Origin of the sequence: Rhodococcus sp. IEGM 1354, from assembly GCF_030056855.1 — a bacterium.
Lineage (GTDB): Bacteria > Actinomycetota > Actinomycetes > Mycobacteriales > Mycobacteriaceae > Rhodococcoides.
Map to the genome: position 1 here is coordinate 301,296 of NZ_JASHKT010000004.1, position 17,035 is coordinate 318,330.

General features: G+C 66.1%; 15 protein-coding genes. 9 read left to right on the plus strand and 6 right to left on the minus strand.

The genetic code is table 11. The features are described 5' to 3' along the window. Positions 1–4 precede the first annotated feature (4 nt). Positions 5–4,189, plus strand: a complete 4,185-nt coding sequence (locus tag QM588_RS11020) for a TIGR02680 family protein (RefSeq protein WP_283313250.1) — start codon at positions 5–7, stop codon at positions 4,187–4,189. Beyond that, complete coding sequence (locus QM588_RS11025) at positions 4,179–5,417, plus strand: DUF2399 domain-containing protein (RefSeq protein ID WP_283313252.1); 1,239 nt, start codon at positions 4,179–4,181, stop codon at positions 5,415–5,417. The genes QM588_RS11020 and QM588_RS11025 overlap by 11 nt, the downstream gene beginning before the upstream one ends. On the opposite strand, the gene mshC is transcribed toward QM588_RS11025, so the two are convergent. The 5 genes from mshC to QM588_RS11050 all read right to left on the minus strand — a co-directional run bounded on the left by mshC (position 5,414) and on the right by QM588_RS11050 (position 9,790). Then, complete coding sequence (gene mshC, locus QM588_RS11030; RefSeq protein WP_283313254.1) at positions 5,414–6,655, minus strand: cysteine--1-D-myo-inosityl 2-amino-2-deoxy-alpha-D-glucopyranoside ligase; 1,242 nt, start codon at positions 6,653–6,655, stop codon at positions 5,414–5,416. The genes QM588_RS11025 and mshC overlap by 4 nt on opposite strands. Before the next feature lie 24 nt (positions 6,656–6,679). Then, a complete protein-coding gene (locus QM588_RS11035; RefSeq protein WP_283313537.1) occupies positions 6,680–7,453 on the minus strand; it encodes an SCO1664 family protein in 774 nt (257 codons plus the stop codon). Between the two features lie 35 nt (positions 7,454–7,488). Further along, on the minus strand, positions 7,489–8,079 hold the full coding sequence (locus tag QM588_RS11040) for a DUF3090 domain-containing protein (RefSeq protein WP_283313255.1): 591 nt from the start codon (positions 8,077–8,079) through the stop codon (positions 7,489–7,491). Positions 8,080–8,214: 135 nt separating this feature from the next. After that, complete coding sequence (locus QM588_RS11045; protein WP_283313256.1) at positions 8,215–8,934, minus strand: histidine phosphatase family protein; 720 nt, start codon at positions 8,932–8,934, stop codon at positions 8,215–8,217. A 25-nt stretch (positions 8,935–8,959) separates the two neighbouring features. Beyond that, positions 8,960–9,790, minus strand: a complete 831-nt coding sequence (locus tag QM588_RS11050; protein ID WP_370878785.1) for an undecaprenyl-diphosphate phosphatase — start codon at positions 9,788–9,790, stop codon at positions 8,960–8,962. Positions 9,791–10,034: 244 nt separating this feature from the next. On the opposite strand from QM588_RS11050, the gene QM588_RS11055 reads away from it, so the two are divergent. The 4 genes from QM588_RS11055 to QM588_RS11070 are packed head-to-tail and all read left to right on the plus strand — an operon-like array spanning position 10,035 to position 13,945. Then, complete coding sequence (locus QM588_RS11055) at positions 10,035–10,967, plus strand: aldo/keto reductase (RefSeq protein WP_283313259.1); 933 nt, start codon at positions 10,035–10,037, stop codon at positions 10,965–10,967. Positions 10,968–11,022: 55 nt separating this feature from the next. Then, complete coding sequence (locus QM588_RS11060) at positions 11,023–12,036, plus strand: heme/hemin ABC transporter substrate-binding protein (RefSeq protein ID WP_283313260.1); 1,014 nt, start codon at positions 11,023–11,025, stop codon at positions 12,034–12,036. 5 nt (positions 12,037–12,041) lie between these two features. Beyond that, complete coding sequence (locus QM588_RS11065; RefSeq protein ID WP_442972896.1) at positions 12,042–13,100, plus strand: FecCD family ABC transporter permease; 1,059 nt, start codon at positions 12,042–12,044, stop codon at positions 13,098–13,100. Further along, entirely contained in the window at positions 13,097–13,945 is an 849-nt protein-coding gene (locus QM588_RS11070; protein ID WP_283313262.1) for a heme ABC transporter ATP-binding protein, read from the plus strand. Before QM588_RS11065 ends, QM588_RS11070 begins: the two co-directional genes overlap by 4 nt. On the opposite strand, the gene QM588_RS11075 is transcribed toward QM588_RS11070, so the two are convergent. Then, a complete protein-coding gene (locus QM588_RS11075) occupies positions 13,920–14,297 on the minus strand; it encodes a hypothetical protein (protein WP_283313263.1) in 378 nt (125 codons plus the stop codon). The two genes, QM588_RS11070 and QM588_RS11075, sit on opposite strands and share 26 nt — an antisense overlap. Here QM588_RS11075 and QM588_RS11080 point away from each other — a divergent pair. The 3 genes from QM588_RS11080 to QM588_RS11090 all read left to right on the plus strand — a co-directional run bounded on the left by QM588_RS11080 (position 14,296) and on the right by QM588_RS11090 (position 16,947). Then, the gene (locus QM588_RS11080; RefSeq protein ID WP_283313264.1) at positions 14,296–15,477 is read left to right on the plus strand and encodes a YncE family protein; all 1,182 of its coding nucleotides are present in this window, start codon (positions 14,296–14,298) and stop codon (positions 15,475–15,477) included. The genes QM588_RS11075 and QM588_RS11080 overlap by 2 nt on opposite strands. A gap of 81 nt (positions 15,478–15,558) precedes the next feature. Continuing rightward, the gene (locus QM588_RS11085) at positions 15,559–15,798 is read left to right on the plus strand and encodes a DUF5703 family protein (protein ID WP_027497059.1); all 240 of its coding nucleotides are present in this window, start codon (positions 15,559–15,561) and stop codon (positions 15,796–15,798) included. A 78-nt stretch (positions 15,799–15,876) separates the two neighbouring features. Continuing rightward, on the plus strand, positions 15,877–16,947 hold the full coding sequence (locus tag QM588_RS11090) for a quinone-dependent dihydroorotate dehydrogenase (protein ID WP_283313541.1): 1,071 nt from the start codon (positions 15,877–15,879) through the stop codon (positions 16,945–16,947). Positions 16,948–17,035 lie beyond the last annotated feature (88 nt).

A 17,035-nucleotide genomic window follows, 5' to 3' on the forward strand; every position in this document is an offset into this window, starting at 1 on the left:
GTAGATGACCGCACACTCGAATCGCTTTCGGCCCACGCGCGCCGGAATCGTCAACCTGTGGGACTACCGGGATCAGGAGTTCTCCTTCGCGGACGGTCGATTGGTGTTGCGTGGACCCAACGGATCCGGCAAGACCAAAGCGCTCGAAGTGCTGTTTCCCTTCGTCCTCGACGGCCGGATCGAGCCGCGCCGACTCAACCCGTTCGCCGGTGAAGAACGAACCATGAAGTCCAACCTGCTCTACCGAGGGCAGGAAAGCGCACACTCGTACGTGTGGATGGAGTTCGGCCGCGGTTCGCGCGAGGACCCCGAATCGGTGACCGTCGGAATCGGTATGCGGGCGAGCCGCCACAACGACAAGGTGACGCGCTGGTACTTCGTGGCCGACGGCCGAGTGGGCGTCGACTTCTCGTTGTTGGGTTCCGACGACCGGCCGTTGACGAAGAAGCAGTTGGCCGAACAACTCGGCAGCGATGCCCTGACCGATCGTCCGGTCGACTATCGCGCCGCGATCGATGCCCGGATGTTCGGGCTCGGCGCGCAACGGTACGACCAGTTGATCAATCTGATTCTGACACTTCGCCGTCCGCAGTTGGCCAAGAATCTCGATCCGAAAGGGTTGTCTCAGGCGCTGACCGACGGTCTGCGTCCCCTCGACGAGCAGATGGTGCTCGAGGCGGCACGTTCCTTCAGCGACATGGAGGAAGTGGGACGCGCACTGGAGGGACTGGCCCAAGCCGATCAGGCGGCCAGGAACTTCGTGTCGGTCTACTCCAAATACCTTCGAGTACAAACCCGTTCCGATGTCGAGCAAGTCTCGCGTCGGCTCGAAGCCGTGACGCACGCGACCACCGCGCACTTTGCCGCCGCTGCCCTGAAAGACAGGCGTCTGCTGGAACGGGCGGCCGCAGAGACTCGATTCGACGAGGCCGAGCGTGCGCTCGATCAGGCCGTCGCGGACCGGGAGACCCTGCAGCGCTCGAGTGCCTACGAGGGTAAGCAGCAGCTGGACGATCTCGCTGAATCCGCTGCGAAATTGGAGGTTTCGACGGCGCAGCAGGCGGATCGCGCACGCAAAGCGCAGGCAGAATTGGAACAGCGCACGGTCGAGGCGGCCCGGGCGGACGCCGCACTCCGAGACTCCGTTGCCGGGGTGACTCGCGCGGAGGACGAGCTGCAGACTGCGGCCGAGGATGCGGGCATCGTCTGGACCCCATTGCCCGGTACGGCGCGCAGTGACCAGATCAGTACCGCGCTTCGTGGGCACGCCGAGGAACGTGACGGCGACGTACGTGCAGTGCGTGAGGCACTGGCCACCGTCGAGAAGGCGTCCACGGAACGCGCTCGCGCGGAGAAGGCCGCCACGAAGGCGCGAGAGTTGCTCGAAGCAGCCGCGGTTGCCGTCACCGAGGCCGAGGCGACAGTGGACCTCGAGAAGGCGCAGTTCGCTTCGGGTCTGCGGGCCTGGTGGTCGAGCCACTCCTCGCTCTACTCTTCCGCGGGCATTACGTCCTCTGTCTTCGAGGCCCTCGACGCGGCCCTGGCAGACATCGGCGACGACGACGCCCCGAGCCTGGAATCGGTCCTCGCAGAGCAGACCTCGGATGGTATCGACGCGATTCGCGCCCGGCAGGCACAAGCACGCGTCGACGTGGCCGCGCGCGAGGCCGAGGTGAAGGCGCTGCGTGACGAACTGTCCCTCGTACGAGCCGAACACGACGATGCTCCACCACCGTTCGCGGCGCGCACCGACAGCCGTGCAGATCTCTCGGGCGCACCGCTGTGGCAACTGGTTCGGTTTGCCGACGCGGTCTCCCCTGCCGACGCAGCGGGCATCGAATCCGCGCTGCAGGCCGCCAATCTGCTCGACGGGTGGATCCACCCGACCGCAGACTCCCCCGTCGACGCGACGTCGGAGCAATATCTGTCGCCGCTGCCGGTGGGCGCGAGGCCGACCGGATCGACGCTCGCGTCCGTGCTGGAACCCGAGCCCGGTACTGCCGTTCAGGAATCTCGAATCCTCGATGTACTGAATTCGATTGCGGTGCAGCAGGATCGAAACGGCCACTCTGACAGTCCCGTCTCGATAGGCGTCGACGGTCGGTACTGGCAGGGAGTGCAGCAGGGTCGTCACGCAAAACCGGATGCCGAGTACATCGGTGCCACGGCGCGGGCCCGCAGGCGGGAGCAGCGCATCACCGACCTCGGTGCAGCGATCGATACCGCGACAGCGGAACTCGAGACCGCGACCGCGCACGAGCTGGCGGCACGCGAGCTGGTGCAGGCGCTGAACACGGCCGCCAAGCAGCTCCCCCGGGTCTCGGCGATCGTGAAGGCACAACGTGCCGTCACGGCAGCCGCAGGCGCACTGCGCACCTCGAAAGATGGTTCTGCAGCGGCGGACCGAGAATTCGACCAGGCGATCGCCGACCTGTCCGCGAAAGAGAAACAACTGCGCTCCGTCGCCGTCGCCCATCGCACCCCGCACCTGGGCCGAGATGTCGATGCCCTCGCCGCTGCGATTCGCCATTTCGAGCATCAGGGCGCAGCGGTCATCCGTAAACGCAGCGACCACGCACGTGAGAGCGAGCGGGCGCGCGAGGCCACCAACCGCCTCGAGGAGGCCACCGGCCTGGCCGAGGAGCTCGCCGAGGAAGCCGCGATAGCCGACGAGAGCTATCGGCAACAGCTGCAGCGTCTGGAGTTGCTGAGCGAGAAACTCGGCGCCACGGCCGAACAGATAAACACCGATCTGGACAACGCGCGCGATCGCATCGAGAAGTGCCGTGCCGAGCAGCGAGCAGCCAGGAAAGCAGACAAGGAAGCCGGCGAGGCGATCGGCAAGGCCGAGGGTGCGTGCAACACGGCGCTCGAAAGCCTGCGCGCTGCCGTGACCGAGACCTTGGGTGATGCCGTCCGGCTGGCACCGTACGCCCGCAAGGATCTGCTGGCCATCCTCGGTGTGCACGAGACGTACACGTGGCCGGCCAGCGACTCGGCGTGGCTCACGGTCGAACAGATCCTGTATCGAGTTCAGCAGGCCGACGGCCCCGACGACGAAGTCCCGGTACTTCCACCGGTGGTGCTCGCGCTGCATTCGGCACTCGACACGGCGACGGCGTCGGTGAAAGTGACCGACTCGAGCCGGAAGTCGACACGGACGGCGCTGACGAGTGCCCTGCAGGAATTCGACTCGCAACTCGCTGCTTCCGGTCAGGACTACCGCCTGCAGTGGGACGCACCGGACGGCTTGACGGTGGTACGCGTCCAGGACGAGCAAGGCTATTCGTCGGTCGGAGACTTCGCCGACCGCATCGGTGCGGCCAGGGCCGACCAGGAACTGCTGTTGACCGAGCAGGAACGCCGAATTCTCGAGGACGCCCTGCTGACCGGGTTGGCACAGCAGATTCACGAGCGCACCGTCGACGCACGCGAGCTGATCGCGCAGATGTCCGCCGAGATGAAGCAACGCCGCATGTCCTCGGGCAACACGATCGGTGTGCACTGGGTGCTCGCGGACAACCTCGACGACGGGGCGCGGGCGGTGTCCAAGCTGCTCGACCGCGACGCGTCGGCGCTGAGTCAGGACGATCTGGCCGCGATGCGTGCACACTTCGCGTCGGAGATCAGGATCGCTCGTGCGGCACATCCGGAACGGTCGTATCCCGAGATCCTCTCCGCGACACTGGACTATCGCCGCTGGCGCGTGTTCGCCTTCACGCTCATCAGCGGCGACGGCAACGAGGACCGCCTGACCGTCGCACGCCACAGCGCGCTCTCGGGCGGTGAGCAATCGGTGTCGCTGCACTTACCTCTGTTCGCCGCGGCGCACGTGATGCTCTCGTCCGCCGATCCGCATTCACCGCGGCTGCTTGCTCTCGACGAGGCGTTCGCCGGTGTCGACGACAACGGCCGTAGCGAATTGCTCGGTCTGAGTGTGCAATTCGACCTGGATCTGTTCATGACCGGTTACGACCTGTGGATCACCTATGCGGATGTCCCCGGTTGCGCGCACTACGATCTGGCGCACTCGACCGCCGAGAACACCGTCAGCGCAGCACTTCTGGTGTGGGAGAACGGTGAATTGTTTGCCGAGCACGACGGCACCGACCTCGCAGCCGCCCTCGGATCACCGCTGACCCGCCGGGTGCCGACCCGAACCGAAGGTGGGCTGGAGTTTGGCCGGTAGCAGTGAGTGGCGAGGCAGCGTCGAATTGGCGGCGCTGTTGGACGCTGCTCGAAAGAAGTTGGAGTCCAACTGGCTTCGGGTCGGCGGCAACATCACCGTCGACCTGAGTGATGCCCCGGAACTGTGGCGTCTGTGCGGTGCCATCTCGAAGTCCAACTCCAGCCTTCATTCTCGGGCACGGAGCACCCGGCTCGATCTCGAGCGGTTCGACGCGTGGCTGAGCCATCCGCACAACGGAGGCGTCGGTCTGATCGACACCCTCACCGGGCAGGCCCCGTTGCAGGACAAGAAGCGTATCGCGGCCGACAAGGCGCAGGTGCGCGCCGATGCACTCGACCGGGCGCGTGCGGCGCTCGGCGGTGATACCGATCGCGAGTGGATCGAGCACTGGATAGCGTCGTTGCTCAATCAGGACGGCACCCTCGGCGGCCGAGTTGCCGTCGACGCGCTCGGGGTCGCAACGCAGGTACTGGCACTGCTTCCGGTGGACGGGATGTCGCTCACCGAGCTGGCAGAACGGGCCACCGGTGACGCCAAGGCACTCACGGGCGGCGGTGCCGCGAAACTCGTCCTCGATGCACTGTCGTTGCGCGAGAACGTGCCTCGACCCGTCGATCCCGTCGGCATCAGGGCGCTGTGGGAAACGGCAGGAGTGTCGGTCGACGCAGTGTCGAGCCGGGTGCTGGTACTCGGCTACCGCGTCGAAGAGACCCACACCGTGGCTCGCTGGCTCAACGACGCAGCCGACGAGGGCGTGCCCTTTCCCGTCACCGTGGACATGCTCGCGCGCGGCCCACTCACCAACAGCTCGTCGACAGTGTTCGTGTGCGAGAACGTCGCTGTGCTCGCGGCCGCAGCCCGCTCTCTCGGCTCGAACTGTGCGAGCCTGATCTGCACCGACGGTCAGCCCTCGGCCGCCGTACATCGGCTGCTGGCTGCGCGTGCCCCCGGCACCACGATCGAATGGCGTGCCGACTTCGACTGGGCCGGAATGCACATGGTGACTCGTGCACTCGCCCGGTACGACGCGGTGCCGTGGCGAATGGACGTCGACTCGTACCGCCGCGCACTGGACGCGCGCAACTCGGAACCACTGAAGGGGCATCCCACGGACACTCCGTGGGACCCGGAACTGACTGCTGCACTGCGTGATTCGGGTCGAGCGGTCATGGAAGAACGCCTGATCCCGGATCTGCTGGCGGATCTACGCCTTCGGCCCGCGGACTAACGCAGCGGCACTCCCAGCAGCGCGTCGACGGCATCGGCGAAGGCGCCGGGTGCGCTCGCATCCGATCCACCGCGCTCGACCGCGAAACTTGCCCACGCGTCGAGAGCATCGAGCGCCTTGGGTGTGTCGAGGTCATCGGCCAGATGCTGACGCAGGCGGTTGACGACGTCGTCGGCCGACGCTGCGGACCCGAGTGCCGCTGCTCGACGCCACAGCGCGAGGCGGGTGTGTGCTCGCTCGAGAACCTCGTCCGACCACGGCCGATCCTGTCGGTAGTGGCCCGCGAGCAGGCCCAGTCGCACAGCGGCCGGATCGACGTTCTCTGCACGGAGCTTCGAGACGAACACCAGGTTGCCGCGGCTCTTGGACATCTTCTCGCCGTCCAGACCGATCATTCCCGTGTGCACGTAGTGCCGGGCGAACCGGGGATCACCGGTTGCCGCTTCTGCGTGTGCCGCCGAGAATTCGTGGTGCGGGAAGATGAGATCGCTTCCGCCGCCCTGGATGTCGAAACCGGTTCCGATGCGGTTGAGTGCGATCGCGGCGCATTCGATGTGCCAGCCCGGTCGGCCGGGGCCCCACGGCGACGGCCACGACGGTTCGCCGGGACGTACCGCGCGCCAGAGCAGCGCATCGAGTGAATCGCGCTTGCCCTGCCGATCGGGATCCCCGCCGCGTTCGGCGAAGAACGTGTCCATGGTGGGACGGTCGTAGCCGGATTCGTAGCCGAATTGCTCGGTGGCGTCGGCACGGAAGTACACGTCGGGGTACTCGGCGTCGTCGACGACGTAGGCAGCGCCGGACGCCACCAGCTTCTCCACCAGTTCGACGACCTCCTCGACCGACTCGACCGCGCCGATGTAGTCGCGCGGTGGCACGACCCGCAGAGCCTCCATGTCGGCGCGAAACAGCTCGATCTCTCGCGCACCGAGATCGCGCCAATCCTCACCGTCGCGATTCGCACGCTCGAACAGTGGATCGTCGACATCGGTGACGTTCTGCACGTAGTGCACGTCGATACCCGCATCCCGCCACAAGCGGTTGATCAGATCGAACGTCAGATACGTTGCCGCATGTCCCAGGTGGGTGGCGTCGTACGGGGTGATTCCGCAGACGTACATGCGAGCGGTCGAACCGGGGGTGACCGGACGGACCTGGCGATCTGCGGTATCGAACAACCGAAGCGCTGGACCCTGTCCTGGGATTGTCGGGATCTCCGGGCTGGACCAAGAATGCATGCAGCCGAGCCTATCCGAGCCCGTTCAGAAGGCGGGCCACGGTATCGGTCTGCTCGATCGAGGTTCCGGCATGACCGGGCGCGCGATCAGCTGCTGGGCCCGATCCAACACCGCAATCGTTTCGGCCAGCGTTATCTTGTCGACCAGCCGCGGAGCGATGACAGTGTCGAAGGTCTCGACGAACCGCACGACGTCGGCCATCAGAGCATGATCGACCGCCTGACCTGCCCACCCCCAGAGAACCGTGCGCAGCTTGTTCTCGGCGTGCAGGCAGATGCCGTGATCCACCCCGTAGACATATCCGTCGAGACCTTCGAGGGCATGCCCACCCTTGCGATCGGCATTGTTGAGAATGACGTCGAGAACCGCCATCCGCTGCAGGCGTGGATCGTCGGCGTGGATCAGAGCGATCTCTTCGCCATCGCCGTCGTAGGCCTGCAACACCGGAATCCAGCCCGCCGGAACGAGATCGGGACGGCAGATGTCGACCAGGTCTACGCGGCCCTCGACCCGCTCTTCGGGAGTATCTATCCACTTCTGCACCATGCCGGGACCGAACGGACCGTCGCGCAGCACCGTGGGCGGAATCACGCCCCACCCGAGCGCCTCGGAGATCTCGTACGACGCCACTTCTCGCCCGGCGAGGGTGCCGTCGGGAAAGTCCCAGAGCGGAACCTCCCCACGCACGGGTTTGTACACACACCGCACCGACGAATCGCCGTCGCCCGCCTCACACACGAGGGTGGCGTTGGACGCCGAGACCACCCGGCCGACGACAGTCAGCTCGCCGGTCTCCATGGTCTTGCGGCCCTCGAAGGGAGGCAGTTCGACGGTCAAGACTCGTCGACCTCTGTCACCGGTCCGAAGGTGGCTCCGCGGCGGTAGCCGTTCGTCCTGATGCACACGTGTCCCTCGGGGGCGAGCGGTAGGCCGCAGAGCGGGCACGGTGCTCGTCCGGCCGCCACGACCAGCTCGGACCGCGCCGCGAACTCGCGAGCCTGAACGGGTGTCAGAAACACGCGAACCGCGTCGGGGCCCTCGTCGGTGTCGTCGAGAACGACGGATTCGTCGACCTCGACCTCACTGACGGCCAACAACTCGACCACGACGGCATTGGCGTCGGCGTCCCAGCCCAACCCCATCGTGCCGACCCTGAATTCGGTGTCGATCGGGGTCACCAACGGACTGGTGTCGAGTGTCTCGGCCTCCTCGGCCGGCACATCGGTGCCGAAGCGGCGCTGCACCTCCTCGAGCAGCAATCCCATTCGATCGGCCAGCACCTGTACCTGCTGCTTCTCCAACGCGACCGAGACCACTCGGGCGTCGTGCACCGCCTGGAGAAAGAACGTTCGGTCACCCGGCTCACCTACGGTCCCGGCGACGAAACGATCAGGGGTGCGAAAAACGTGTATGGCGCGCGGCATTGCACCTCCTAACGACTCGAAAAGCTCCGCGAAACGAATCGCGAACTTCCATTATCGGCCACAGATCGACCGTGGACGGTATTGCTCGGCCTCCAGCCTGCCACCGATCGGGAGATCGGCGGCGAACTGGCATCTCTAGGTGCCCGCGCCGCCGCCCACCACTGCATCGGACGAGTCTGCAACGTCGGGTTTCGCCCCGGCTTCGTCGGACGTCGGCTCTTCCGCCTTCGGCACGAACACGCTCAAGTCGGATCCGGTGTCGTTGGTCCGCAACACGAACGGCCGAGTCGAGGTGTAGCGCACGACGCTGATCGATGCCGGATCGGCAACGATCCGCTGGAAGGAATCGAGATGGGCACCCATCGCATCGGACAGCACCGACTTGATCACATCCCCGTGAGAGCAGGCCACCCACAGCACGTCCCGGCCGTGGTGGGCGGCCAGCCGCGCATCGTGCTCCCGGATCGCCTGCACCGCGCGCTGCTGCACCGTCGCCAAGCCCTCGCCCTCGGGAAACACCGCTGCGGACGGATGCTGTTGAACGACCTTCCAGAGCGGCTCGGCCAGCAGCTCCTTGATGGTGCGACCGGTCCACTGCCCGTAATCGACCTCGACGATCCTGTCCTCGATCATCGGTGTCAGTCCCAATCGCGTGGCCAGCGGTTCCACGGTCTGCTCGCACCGCAACAACGGAGAGCGCACGATCTCCACTACCGGGAGCGCGCCCAGCCGCTCCGCAACCGCCTGCGCTTGCTCGCGGCCCCGGTCGTCGAGCTCGACCCCTTCGCTCCGACCTGCGAGCGTGCCCGCAGTGTTCGACGTCGAACGGCCATGGCGAAGCAAGATGACGGTCATTGCTCCGAGCCTAACGAGGAACGGTTCACGTAGCCGAGACAACCCCGCCGGCCAGTAGACCCAGAACAACCACACCGAGCACGATGCGGTAGCCGACGAACCAGTACAGCGAATGATTCGCGACGAACTTGAGCAACCAGGCGATCGAGGCATAACCGAGGCCGAACGCGATGATCGTGGCCACCAGCAGCTGTGGTCCCGATGCGGCGAGGCCGGAGCCGACCGGCTCGAAGGCGTCGGGCAGCGAGAACAAACCGGACGCCGTGACGGCCGGGATGGCGAGCAGGAACGAAAAGCGCACTGCAGCTTCGCGTTCGAGTCCGAGAAACAGGCCAGCGCTGGTGGTGGCTCCGGAGCGGGACACTCCGGGAATCAGCGCCAGGCATTGAGCGAGGCCCATGACGATGCCGTCCCTGGTGGTGAGTTTCTCGATCGGCCGTTCCTTACGGCCCAGCTTCTCCGCGACGGCGATGACCACGGCGAAAGCGATAAGCATGAACGCGATGAGATACAGATTGCGCGCACCGGTGCGGATCTGATCCTTGAACAACAGACCCAGAATGCCGATCGGGATGGTGGCGATGATCACGTACCACCCCATGCGGTAATCGAGACCCCGTTCTTCTTTCCTGCGCAATCCGACGAACCAGGCCTTGATGATTCTGACGATGTCACGCCAGAAGAAGAGCAAAACAGCCGCTTCGGTACCCAGCTGCGTCACCGCGGTGAACGACGCACCGGCGTCCTCGTTCCAGAACACCCCGGACACGATTCGCAGATGCCCGGAAGAGGAAATGGGGAGGAACTCCGTCAGTCCCTGGACAGCGCCGAGGATGATCGCCTGCAGCCACGTCATATCGATCATGCGGCACCCCGTCCCAGCGTCGAAGCGGACGATTCGATTGTTGCCGGCGCGTGGGCGAGTGCCCGCCCCCTGGATTCGCGATTCACGGGGACGACCGTACCCGGCGCGGCACTTTCACACCGAGCACAGCGAAGCGGCGCGGCACTTTCACACCGAGCGGCGCGGCGCACTACTGTGCACTGGCGGCAGGCCAGTACGAACCCGACGATCACAGGCAAAAGGACATTCGGCACATATGAAGCAGAGATCGGTCGGCACCAGCGGACTTCGGGTGTCGAGGCTCGGCCTCGGCACTCTCGGGTGGGGCAGCGGGACCGATGGCGACGACGCTGCGGCGCAGTTGTCGGCGTTCGCCGAGGCGGGCGGCACCCTGGTCGATACGTCTCCGGCGTACGGCGACGGTCGAGCTCAGCGAGTACTCGCGGAACTGCTCGACGATGTGGTTCCTCGGCAGGACTTGGTGATCAGTAGTGCCGCGGGGGTCGGTTCGCGGTACGGCCGGTATCACGTCGATTGCTCGAGGCGTGGGCTGCTCGGTCAGCTGGACGCAACGCTGCGTGAGCTCGGTACCGATTATCTCGACCTGTGGCAGGTGGCCACGTGGGATCCGATGACCCCGGTCGACGAGGTGGCGGCGACACTCGACTATGCCGTCTCGAGTGGACGGGTTCGCTACACCGGTGCCCGCGGGTATCTGGGCTGGCAATTGGCCACGGCTGCCGGTGCGGCCGGTGTCGGACGGATCGTGTCGACGCAGGCAGAGTACTCACTGTTGGCCCGCGGGATCGAGGACGAACTGGTTCCCGCCGCCCTGCACCACGGCATCGGCATCCTCGCGGCGGTTCCCCTGGCGGGTGGTGTCCTGACGGGTAAGTACCGCAACGGGATTCCGGCCGATTCGCGCGGGGCCGACGAGTTGCACGCCGACGCGGTGAATGCGTATTTGACCGACTCGGCAGTAGGTGTCGTCGATGCGGCGGTCACGGCCGCCGATGGCCTTGCCACCTCTCCCCTGGTCGTCGCTCTTGCGTGGGCCCGTGATCGTCCGGGGGTGAGCAGTGCGATCGTCGGTGCCCGCGATCTGGCCCAGTTGATGGGCGCCCTGATGGCCGAGGAGCTCGAACTGCCGGCGGCGATCACGTCGGCCCTGGACGACGTCAGCGGTTGATCGCAGGTGCTGCTCGGCCTGGGTGAGGTCAACCGAAGGTCGGGCAGGCTAACCTATGGTCGTGATCGTCAAACGCCTCGCCGCCGCGCTGCTGACGGCCGGACTGCTGGTGTCGTGTTCGGTGAACACCTCCGCAGCACCGGACTCCGGCACGATCGGCCCCCGCACCGCCGTCGTCGACGACCCTGATCCGACGCCCATCGCGGTCGATCCGGCCGCCGCACTACCGGTCACCGTCACCGGTTTCGACGGCGTGCCCGTCACGATTTCCGACAACAGCAGGATCGTGGCGGCCGACCAGTACGGCACCCTCGCCGAGACGGTGTTCGCGCTCGGACTCGGCGGCAATCTCGTCGGCCGCGACACCTCCGCGTCGTTTCCCGCGGCAGCAGACGTACCCGACGTCACCCCTACCGGCCACTCGCTCAGTGCCGAAGGCATTCTCTCGCTGTCGCCGACGGTCGTTCTGACCGATACCACTATCGGCCCGCGCGCTGTCCAGGATCAGATTCGGGCTGCAGGAATTCCGGTCGTCTACTTCGACCCCGCTCGAACTCTGGCCGGGGTAGCAGGACAGATCGGCGCCGTTGCGGCGGCTCTCGGGGTTCCCGACGCCGGTTCCGCACTGGCGCAACGGGCAACCGAAGAGATTGCCGCGGCGACACAGAACGCGCCCCGATCCGACGAACCGCTGAAGGTTGCGTTTCTGTACATGCGTGGTCCGGCGATCAAGATGCTCGCCGGACCGGGTTCCGGAGCGGACGCTCTGATCGAGGCGATCGGTGCTCGGGACGCGGGGGTCGAATCGGGTCTGACCGAACAGTTCGTCCCGGTGACCAGTGAGGCGCTCATCGCTGCGGCACCCGACGTCATTCTCATGATGACCAAGGGGCTGCAATCGATCGGCGGAATCGACGGGCTCGAGCAGATACCCGGTATCGCGCAGACGCCCGCCGGCCAGCAGCGTCGGGTGGTCGACATGGACGACGGCACGATTCTCAGTTTCGGTCCGAACACCGGAAAGGTGCTGGCTGCCTTGTCGAAGGCTGTCTACGAACCTGCATCGTGAGCGACGTGTTCTCTGCACCTTCGCGGTCGGGTACGACGCGAGTGGTCTCGACGTTCGTCGTGCTGGCGGTCGCTCTGGTTGTCCTGGCACTGGTGTCGGCTGTCGTCGGGCAGGTACCGACGACTCCGGCGGAAGTGTTGGGAAGTCTGACGCATCGGGTGGGCCTCGACATCGGCCCGATGCCCGCTCACCCCAGCGGCGAGGTGACTCTCTGGCAGGTCCGATTTCCTCGTCTGACCCTCGCGATGCTCGTCGGCGCCTGTCTGGGATGCGCGGGTGCATTGCTCCAGGGTGTGTTCGCCAACCCGCTTGCCGAACCCGGTGTCGTCGGCGTGTCGTCCGGCGCGGCTGTCGGTGCGAGCTCGGTCTTCGTCCTGGGCGGCAGCTTCGCCGGGGTCTGGACCGTGGCGCTCGCAGCCTTCGTGGGCGGACTCGTCACCACGATCGCGGTGTACTTTCTGGCTCGCAATGCCGGCCGAACGGAGGTGGTGACCCTCATTCTCACCGGAGTCGCGATCAATGCCTTCGCCGGGGGCGTCATCGCGTTCTTCACGTTCGTTGCCAGCCCGGCCGCTCGCGACCAGATCGTCTTCTGGCAGTTGGGTTCTCTTGCCGGTGCCACGTGGCAGTCGGTGGCGGTGGTCGGTCCGCTGGCGCTGATCGGGATCGGCGCGTCGTCGATGATCGCCGGCCGGCTCGACCTGCTTGCACTCGGTGAGAACGTGGCGCGCCATCTCGGCGTGAATGTCGAGCGCCTACGACAGTTCGCCATCGTGGTCGTCGCATTGCTCGTCGCGTCCGGCGTGGCGTTCACCGGAATCATCCTGTTCGTGGGTCTGGTGGTGCCCCACGCCATGCGCATGGTGCTCGGTCCGGCGCACCGGGTACTCATCCCCGCCAGTGCACTCGCAGGGGGCGTGGTCCTCCTCGGTGCCGATCTCGTCACGCGGACGCTCGTGGCGAACGTCGACCTTCCGCTCGGAATGGTGACCTCGTTGGCGGGTGCACCGTTCTTCTTCTGGCTCCTGCGTCGCACCCGCGCTCGTCAGGGCGGCTGGGCATGATCGGGAGATTCGGCGGGCACCGTTCCGACATTCCTGCCGACCCGACACCGGGTTCGCGCACCCTGGTCGCCGTAGGAGTCGGCGCACACCGCGGTGACCGGGCAGTACTGAACGACGTGAATCTCGAGGTCGTCGTCGGAGAGATTCTGGCTCTCGTGGGCCCGAACGGCGCGGGCAAGTCCACATTGCTGTCGGTCCTGTCCGGAGACACCGAGCCCAGTTCCGGTTCGGTACTGCTGGGCGAGGAACGACTCTCTCGCTTCCGACCGGTCGACCTCGCGCGACGACGCGCCGTGCTCCCGCAACAGCACGCGATCGGATTCGCATTCACCGCCGAACAGATCGTGCGGATGGGCCGCGCACCGTGGACCGGCACGTCGGCGGCACGCGAGGACGACGCGCAGGTGGCCGCCGCCATGGCTGCCTGCGACGTATCCGAATTCGCCGCGCGACCGTTCGCGTCCCTGTCCGGCGGCGAGCAGTCCCGAGTGGCGTTGGCACGTGTCATGGCACAAGGAACCGCCACGATCATGCTCGACGAACCCACCGCGGCGCTCGATGTGGGACACCAGGAGTCGGTGATGGCCGTGGTGCGTTCATTGGCCGCGTCCGGTCGGGCCGTGGTTGTCGTACTGCACGATCTGGGTCTGGCTGCGGCCTACGCCGATCGCGTCGCGATTCTCGACGCGGGCACCTCGGTGGCTACGGGACCGCCCCGGGAGGTACTCACCGCAGAGCGGCTCGGCCGGATCTACGGGCACCCGGTCGATGTCTTCGACCACCCCGCCACCGGTGAGCAACTGGTGATCCCGAAGCGGTTCAGAAACCCTCGATCGCCGAGTTGACGCGGGCGAAGAAGGCCCGAACTGCTGTGTCCCGCAGTGACACATCCGACAGCTGCTGAGCATGAGCGACTGCGTCACGAACCACCCCGATGATGCTCCGTTCGTCGGTCAGATCGATCTCGGTGACCGAGTGTTCGGCGACAGCGTCCACTTCGGTTCGATCCGGCACGGCCGACACGACATCGGCCCGATAGATCTTCACGTAGAGCCTGCTGCGCTGCACTCTGAATGCGAATGCGCGACCGTCGTCTGTTCTGCCGAAGCCGTTGGCGTGCGTACCCGCATTCACTTCCTCGACCAAGAAGTGCGTTCCTTCGGATCCCACATCCGCTCCCAAGTCGTGCTCGTCCATGAATTCAGTACCGATCGAACACGCTACCGTCTCCGCACCGCTGCTGAACGGCACCGATTCGGCAGCCGCCGATTTCGCCGAGGCGGAAGTGCGCTGGTACAGATGTGGCAGCGCCCTGCCGGGGCCAGTCACCACAGGAAGTAGGTTCGGTTCCATGCGAACACCGTCGTCACGTACGGCCAGGACGGCAGTGGCGTCCGCGCTTGCCGTCGTCACACTCGTCGGTCTCGGTGGCTGCTCGAGCGAGGACGACAACGTCGACGAGATCTCCGTCGACCCACGGCCTCCGGCCCAATCTCCCGCGACTGCCCTGGCTCCGGCCGGAATCGTCCGTGCCTTCGCTCCGGTGGACGCGCTGACCTTCGATTCTGCAACCCGCACGCTGGTTGCCCTGACCGACGCCTCGACCACCGTGAGTCTGGTGGACGGAGAGGCATCGGGCGAGCCCCGCAAGGTGGATCTGGGCGGGTCGGCCGCAGAACTGGTCGCCGGACGTGACTCGAGTGTGCTGGTTCCGATGGACGGCGTCCTGTCGCGAATTACCGTGGCAGATGCTCAGCGCACCGATACCCCCGTCGACGGCCGGACTCTGTCGGCGGCCGATCTACCCGACGGCACCACGGCGGTGGGTGACGCCACCGGACGTATCCGCATTCTCGACGCCGCCGGACAGGTGACGAGCACCGTCTCCGGACCGGGCGTGACCTCGGCCGACGCGTTGGCCAGTACACCGGACGGTGTCTCGGTACTCGATCGCCGCCAGACCTCGATCACCGATCTGAACCTCGACGACGACACCCTCGGTGTGGCCCTGCGAGCGGGCGAAGGGGCCGCCGAGATGACCAGCGACGAGTACGGACGACTTCTGGTCACCGACTCGACCGGTACGGAGCTGCTGGTCTTCACCTCGCACGATCTGCTGATGCGACAGCGGTTTCCGGTCGGGTCCGCGCCCTGGGCGATCGCCTACGATGAACAATCCGGTATTGCATGGGTCACCTTGCCTGCTCGCAACGAGGTGGTCGGGTACACACTCGACACCGGAATTCCGGTCGAGGAGCAACGGTTACCCACTGTGCGGCAGCCGAACTCGGTTGCCGTCGACGCGGATACCGGCGATCTGTACGTGGGATCGGCAACCGGGGACGGGTTGCAGCGCATCCCCGCAGCGGGCCGCTGACCTGCTGAATCGGCAGGCAACGGTGCCCGCAGGAACGACCCTCGAGAATGGTGGTGGCACGTGAACGCACACGAGAATTCGATGCCGGGCAGAGCGAAGATGCCCGTCGGTTGGGAAGTGTCCCCGTCCGACGACTGGGAGTACGTCCCTCTCCGGTTGCCGCCGGACGTCACTCGCGTGACCGCATCGATGCGGCTGGCGATCCAGGCCGAATTCGGCGGCTGGGAGCTGTCTCGGGTACGTCTGTACACCGACGGAAGTCGTCGCGTGTTGCTCAAGCGCAAGAAGACCGCACATCATGTGCCGGAGCCGGGAATCTGAACCGCTCGACGTCGGCATCGATCGACTCCGAACAACGATCCTGAAGTACCGACCGGAAAGAAGACCGTGGGAGACCGCCTGTACCGCGTCCTGTTGCGCCTGATGTTTCTCGTATCACCGGAGAGGATTCATCACCTCGCGTTCCGTGTTCTCAGAGCTGTTGCGGCGTTTCCTCCGCTTCGGAAGCTGGCGAGTGCACTGTTCGTCGTCGACGATCCACGGCTACGTTCGACGGCATTCGGCATCGAATTCCCGGCACCCCTCGGGCTTGCGGCCGGGTTCGACAAGAACGCCGAGGGTATCGACGCGTGGGCACCGATCGGTTTCGGTTTCGCCGAGATCGGCACCGTGACCGCGCAGGGTCAACCCGGGAATCCAACGCCGCGATTGTTCCGGCTGCCGCTCGACCGCGCGATCATCAATCGCATGGGTTTCAACAACCACGGTGCGGAGTACGCGGCCGCGAAACTGCGCTCGCGCAGAACCCGAATCCCTATCGGTGCGAACATCGGCAAGACGAAGGTCGTCGAGCCGGCGGACGCCGCTGCCGATTACACGACCAGCGCGCGTTTGCTGGGGCCTCTGGCAGATTTCGTCGTCGTCAACGTCAGCTCCCCCAACACACCGGGACTACGGGATCTGCAGGCCGTCGAGTCGCTGCGACCGATCCTGGTAGCCGTGCAGTCGGTGGTGTCGGTACCGGTGTTGGTGAAAATAGCGCCGGATCTGTCGGACGAGGACATCGACGCCGTCGCCGATCTGGCTGTCGAACTCGGACTCGACGGCATCGTCGCGACCAACACGACTGTTTCTCGCGAGGGGCTCCGCACCGACGCCGAGACGGTGGCGGCCATCGGTGCAGGCGGGCTGTCCGGTGCTCCCGTGCAGGCCCGCTCGCTCGACGTCATCCGGCGGCTCTATCGCCGGGTCGGGACGCAGCTGACGCTGATCTCGGTGGGAGGAATCGAAACGGAAGAGCAGGCCTGGGAGCGCATCGTTGCCGGTGCGTCCCTTGTGCAGGGATACACCGGGTTCATCTACGGCGGACCGCTGTGGATCAGAAACATTCACCGTGGTTTGGCATCCAGACTCGAGCAACACGGATTCGCCACTTTGGCGGACGCAGTGGGCTCGGAGAACATGCACTGACACCCCCGTCGTGGGGGGGGGGGGGGGGGGGGGGGGGGGGGGTGCGCGCCCCCCCGCCGCCCCCGGCCGGCGAGCCGGGGGCGCGCCG

Excerpts from the sequence above, each read along its gene's own strand:
- QM588_RS11020 (WP_283313250.1), top strand. The coding sequence starts at position 5 with ATGACCGCACACTCGAATCGCTTTCGGCCCACGCGCGCCGGAATCGTC.
- QM588_RS11040 (WP_283313255.1), bottom strand. The coding sequence starts at position 8,079 with ATGCCGCGCGCCATACACGTTTTTCGCACCCCTGATCGTTTCGTCGCC.
- QM588_RS11085 (WP_027497059.1), top strand. The coding sequence starts at position 15,559 with ATGCCGGGCAGAGCGAAGATGCCCGTCGGTTGGGAAGTGTCCCCGTCC.
- QM588_RS11055 (WP_283313259.1), top strand. The coding sequence starts at position 10,035 with ATGAAGCAGAGATCGGTCGGCACCAGCGGACTTCGGGTGTCGAGGCTC.
- QM588_RS11035 (WP_283313537.1), bottom strand. The coding sequence starts at position 7,453 with ATGGAGACCGGCGAGCTGACTGTCGTCGGCCGGGTGGTCTCGGCGTCC.
- QM588_RS11070 (WP_283313262.1), top strand. The coding sequence starts at position 13,097 with ATGATCGGGAGATTCGGCGGGCACCGTTCCGACATTCCTGCCGACCCG.
- QM588_RS11080 (WP_283313264.1), top strand. The coding sequence starts at position 14,296 with ATGAATTCAGTACCGATCGAACACGCTACCGTCTCCGCACCGCTGCTG.
- QM588_RS11050 (WP_370878785.1), bottom strand. The coding sequence starts at position 9,790 with ATGACGTGGCTGCAGGCGATCATCCTCGGCGCTGTCCAGGGACTGACG.
- QM588_RS11045 (WP_283313256.1), bottom strand. The coding sequence starts at position 8,934 with ATGACCGTCATCTTGCTTCGCCATGGCCGTTCGACGTCGAACACTGCG.
- mshC (WP_283313254.1), bottom strand. The coding sequence starts at position 6,655 with ATGCATTCTTGGTCCAGCCCGGAGATCCCGACAATCCCAGGACAGGGT.
- QM588_RS11060 (WP_283313260.1), top strand. The coding sequence starts at position 11,023 with ATGGTCGTGATCGTCAAACGCCTCGCCGCCGCGCTGCTGACGGCCGGA.
- QM588_RS11075 (WP_283313263.1), bottom strand. The coding sequence starts at position 14,297 with ATGGACGAGCACGACTTGGGAGCGGATGTGGGATCCGAAGGAACGCAC.